Below are 4,123 nucleotides of genomic sequence, written 5' to 3' on the forward strand. Positions count from 1 at the left end.
ATGCTGCAGCCGGCCGTCGGCCCCCAGCGTGACGATGTGGCCGGCGATCACCGACGCGACGCCGCCCGACAACTGCTGCACCGACGCGCTGATCGCGTTGAACGCGCCGCGCTGCGCCGGTGTCGGAACGCCCGCCACGATGGCCTGGAACGGGATCATCCGCGAGAAGATGCCGACGAACAGCACCGCGTTGACCGCGATCAGCACCGGCAGCGGCACCGGGTCGAGGTGCGTGTAGATCTCCACCATCGTCATCGACAGCAGCGTGCCCACCGTGAACACGCGGAACTTGCCGAACCTGTCGGCGGCCCGCCCGATCAGCGGCCCGAACACGATGGTGCACAGCCCCGTCACCAGGTAGATCGTCGGCAGGCTGTGCATGCTGATGCCCAGGTTGTTGACGGTGAAGGCACTGCTGAACGGCATCAGCATGAAGCCGCCGGTGGTCAGCAGCGCGGTCGTCGCGAACGCCAGCAGGTGGCGCGGCACGGTCACCGTGTGCAGCAGGTGGCTGAAGGCGCCACGCTCCTGCGGCAGTTTCAGGTGCGCATCCACCGGCTGCAGCCGCCAGGCCACCACCAGCCCGCCCACCAGGCCGAGCGCGGCCATCGCGAAGAAGGGCATGTGCCAGTCCCACCGGCTCGACAGGTACAGCCCGGCCGGCAGGCCCAGCACCTGGCTGGCCGCGAACGCGGTCTGGATCAGGCCCATCACGCGCCCGCGCATCGACGCCGGGAACAGGTCGGTGGCAATCGCGAGCACGATCGAGCCGATCACGCCGCCGAACAGGCCGGTGACGATGCGCGCTGCCAGCAGGCTCTCGAAGGTGGGTGACAGCCCGCACCACAGCGTGCCCAGCACGAAGCCGGTGTAGAAGAACAGCAGCAGCTTCTTGCGGTCGAAGCGGTCCGCGAAACCGGCCGTCAGCAGCCCGGCCGCACCGGCGCTGAACGCATAGGCCGAGACGACGAGCCCGAACTGCTTCGGCGTGATCGACAGCGCCGGCATGATCAGCGCGCCGAGCGGCGCCATCAACATGAAGTCGAGGATGACCGCGAACTGCAGGAACGCGAGCAGCCCCAGCACCACCTTCTGGTACGGCGAGAAGGCCTGCGGCGGCGCCGGGGGCGCGAGGGAAGGAGTGCTCATTCAGGGGCTCCGGTGCGGGCGTCGGCGGGCGGGCGGGTGTCGGGGCGATTGTCAGGGCGAATTCCGCGGCGGAACTGCTCGCGCTCTTCAGGTGTCATCGCGTGCCAGTCGGGGCCGCAGCGTCCGCCGGACCGGTGCCCGAAGCGGTGGCCGAACCGATGGCCGTGCCAGCCGCCGTGCCAGCCACCATAGCCGCGGAAGCCGCCGAACAGGATGCGGCACAGCACCAGCAGGCCCAGCGCATGCGGGTAGTCGATCGCCTGCGCACCGGCCAGCAGCCCGGGGATCACCGCATTCCACAGTGCCATCACGACACCGCCCAGCGCGGCGATTGCGACCAGGCCCAGCACGAAGCGCCCGAAAAACATGGCCTTGAATCTCATCATCGTTCTCCTTCAATCGTCCAATTCGTCGTAGATGGGTTGCAGCCGCGAGCGCAGGTAGAGCACCGCGTAGCGCTTGCGGGCGAGCAAGGTGTTGAGCGGCACGCCGGTCTGCGTAGCCATCTCCTTGAAACTGAGGCCGTCGAGCTCGTGCGCGACGAACACCTCGCGCTGGTTGGCCGGCAGGTCGTCGAGCGCCTGTTGCAACGTGCCCAGCAGCACCGATCGCGCATAGGCCGCCTCCGGCCCGCCGTCCGGGTCAGGCAGCGCCAGGTCCAGCCGCATGTCCGTGTCGTCCGGATCGCCGCTGTCGACCAGCGGCTCCTCGCGCTTCTTGCGGAAGCGGTCGACGATGCGGTTGCGCGCCACCTGGAACAGCCAGGCGCTCACCTGCTCGATCGCTGACGGCAACCGGTACGCCTCGACGAACTCCTCGAGCACGTCCTGCAGGATGTCTTCGGCGTCGGTCGGGTCAGCCACGCGGTGCCGGATGAACGCGCCGAGCCGGCCGGACTCGCGGCGCACGGTGGCGGTGATGTCTTGCTCGTGATCGGGGTCGGGTGCGGTCACGAGGGCAGGGGGCGTTGGCGGATCCATGCCTGGGAAGACGTTCCAGGCGGCGGGATATTGTGCGGCCGCATATCGATCTGCGCACACGGTCGTTCCCGGCCGGCGCCGTGGCAGCTACCGTCCCCGGCCGCTTCCACCGCAGCCCCATGTCCAGCCCATCCCCACGCGCACCCGCCACCTTCGACCTCGAGCTGCTGCGCAGCTTCGTCGCGGTCGTCGATGCCGGCAGCTTCGCCGCGGGCGGCACGCGGCTCGGGCGCACGCAGTCGGCGGTCACGCAGCAGATCCAGCGGCTGGAGCTGCAGGCCGGCCTGCCGCTGTTCCAGAAGGAGGGCCGCCAGAAGCTGCTGACCGACCCCGGCCGGCAGTTGCTGCGCTATGCGCGCGAAATGCTCGCGCTGAACGACGAGGCGGTGCACACGCTGGCCGACAGCGGGCTGCGCGGCTCGCTGCGCATCGGCTCGCCGCACGACGTGGCCGACACGCTGCTGCCGGGCCTGCTCGGGCGCATCGCGCGCTCGTCGCCGCACCTGCGGCTGGAGATCAACGTCGGCCGCAGCCCGCACCTGATGGAGTCGCTGCAGCGCGGCGAACTCGACATGACGATCTCGACCCGCGAGGACAGGGCCCTCGAAGGCATCCTGCTGCACCGCTCGCCGACGGTGTGGCTCAGCGCGCTGCAGTTCAAGCCGTCGCCGCGCGAGCCGCTGCCGCTGATCCTGATCGACGAGCCGAGCATCTTCCGCCGCCTCGCGCTCGAGGCGCTGGACCGCGCCCGCGTGCCGTGGCGGCTGTCGTACTCGTCGTCGAACCTGATCGGCGTGAAGGCCGCATTGCTGGCCGGCCTGGGTGTCACCGCGCGCAGCATGGAACTGCTCGGCCCCGAACTGCGGGTGCTCGGCGAATCCGACGGCCTGCCGCGCCTGCCCGAGGTCAGCTACCACCTGTGGGTGCGGCCGAACACCGCGAACCCGGTCGCGCGCCAGGCCTTCGAGCTGATCCGGAACACGCGCAGCCTGCCGGCGAGTGGGGCGCGTGCCAATGCATCAGCGCGGCAGGCGAAAACATCGTGAACGCTGATGTGTCGGGGCAGGGCATGGCTGCATCGGTCGACATCCCATGCATTGCAGATCAATCACTTGCACGCGTTCTGATGGCGATCGCCACCCGTCGCAACGCCTTCATTCATAAGCATATGAGCCGTGCAAGGTTCACGGCGACCGGCCTGCTTCCTACGATGCGCCTCCACATCCACGCTCCCCAACGGACCTCCCCATGACCCTCGCTTCGCTCGCACGCCTCGCTGTCGGCGCGCTCGCCCTGGCCACCGGTGCGGCCCAAGCCGACGCCACGCTGGACAAGATCCGCAAGGAAGGCCGCATCGTCGTCGGCGTGATGATCAGCGGCGGCCCGTTCGGCGCGATCGATCCGGCCACGCAACGCTTCGTCGGCTGGAATCCGGAGCTGGCCCGCGAACTGGCACGCGGCCTCGGCGCGCAGCTGGAGGCGGTGCAGGTGCTGCCGTCCAACCGCGTGCAGTTCCTGCAGGCCGGCAAGGTCGATGCGCTGATCGCCGCGATGGAGCTGACGCCCGAGCGCATCGAGATCCTCGGCTACGCGCCGACGCCGCACTACCGCGTCGGCGGCACCGCGGCGGTGCTGAAGAGCAGCGGCATCCAGCGTTGGGAAGACCTGCGCGGCAAACCGGTGTGCCTGTCGCAGGGCAGCAGCTACGCGAAGCCGCTCACCGAGCTGTACGGCGCGCAGGTGAAGGGCTTCAAGGGCTCGTCCGAATCGCTGCTCGCGTTGCGCGGCGGCAACTGCATCGCCGCGGTGCACGACACCACGCTGCTCAACCCGCTGCTGAAGGACAACCCCGAGTGGAAGGACTACGCCGCGCCGCTGCCCGAGCTGAACCCGGCGCTGTCGGTGATCTGGGTCCGCAAGGGCGAGACCGACACCATCGCCGCGATCGACAAGGTGGTGCAGGGCTGGCACCGCAGCGGCTGGCTGATCGACAC

At 69.5% G+C, this 4,123-nt stretch carries 5 protein-coding genes; 2 read left to right on the top strand and 3 right to left on the bottom strand.

The window, feature by feature from the left end; translation table 11 throughout:
- From AC1D15_RS20470 to AC1D15_RS20480, 3 genes are all read right to left on the bottom strand, one after another.
- Nucleotides 1-1,149, bottom strand: a 1,149-nt coding sequence (locus tag AC1D15_RS20470; RefSeq protein WP_477827409.1) for an MFS transporter, incomplete at its 3' end; no start/stop codon positions are given.
- Nucleotides 1,146-1,532: a hypothetical protein gene (locus AC1D15_RS20475; RefSeq protein ID WP_477827410.1), complete on the bottom strand. Its 387-nt coding sequence runs from the start codon at nucleotides 1,530-1,532 to the stop codon at nucleotides 1,146-1,148. The genes AC1D15_RS20475 and AC1D15_RS20470, both read right to left, overlap by 4 nt.
- A gap of 12 nt (nucleotides 1,533-1,544) precedes the next feature.
- Nucleotides 1,545-2,129, bottom strand: coding sequence for an RNA polymerase sigma factor (locus AC1D15_RS20480; protein ID WP_477827411.1), 585 nt, complete (start codon nucleotides 2,127-2,129; stop codon nucleotides 1,545-1,547).
- A gap of 119 nt (nucleotides 2,130-2,248) precedes the next feature.
- Here AC1D15_RS20480 and AC1D15_RS20485 point away from each other — a divergent pair, with 119 nt between their 5' ends.
- Both AC1D15_RS20485 and AC1D15_RS20490 read left to right on the top strand, forming a co-directional pair.
- Nucleotides 2,249-3,175, top strand: coding sequence for a LysR substrate-binding domain-containing protein (locus AC1D15_RS20485; RefSeq protein ID WP_477827412.1), 927 nt, complete (start codon nucleotides 2,249-2,251; stop codon nucleotides 3,173-3,175).
- Between the two features lie 202 nt (nucleotides 3,176-3,377).
- Nucleotides 3,378-4,123: transporter substrate-binding domain-containing protein (locus AC1D15_RS20490; RefSeq protein ID WP_477827413.1), on the top strand; the 746-nt coding region annotated here is incomplete at its 3' end.

The sequence above is a fragment of the Rhizobacter sp. P2_H2 genome, assembly GCF_056403375.1.